We start from the raw sequence: 403 nt of genomic DNA, 5'->3' as shown, positions 1-403 counted from the left end.
TTTATCGCTTTGGGTATTTTTATGGGTCTTCAGTGGGCAGGTTTGCTTTCGTTTTCTTTACTTAGCAATCCTACTGGAGAGGAAAATGCTTTGCAGATTGCTGAAACTGCAAAAATTCAAAGTGAAGAGACAATAAGGCAATTGAAGTATGCGCTTCAGGAAATCGATAGCTTGAAAGCAGAAATTTCTTCTTTTTCATCACGTCAGCTTGGAACATTTCAAAGTGGTGAAGCATCGCAGGAAGAAAGCAGAAAAGCTTTTGCGGCTTTAGAGGAAAAAGTAAGTAGTCTTGAAGAGTATGTGCTCACTTTAATTAGCGTCTCAAAAGATATGAAAGCTGCTATGTTAGTTGGGCAGAGCAATGCAAGTGCTCTTGCGGCTTTACAGCAACGTTTAGAAACTC

1 pseudogene is annotated in these 403 nt (G+C 39.7%); it reads left to right on the top strand.

The annotated features are described in order from the left end of the window. Positions 1–3 precede the first annotated feature (3 nt). Positions 4–403: pseudogene (locus tag ACFINZ_RS10670) on the top strand (hypothetical protein); the annotation flags it as partial.

This window comes from Bartonella sp. AA81SXKL, from assembly GCF_042196945.1.
Taxonomy (GTDB): Bacteria; Pseudomonadota; Alphaproteobacteria; order Rhizobiales; family Rhizobiaceae; genus Bartonella.
The sequence above is the reverse complement of the archived record's forward strand: the minus strand, read 5'-3'. Positions and strand labels throughout refer to the sequence as shown.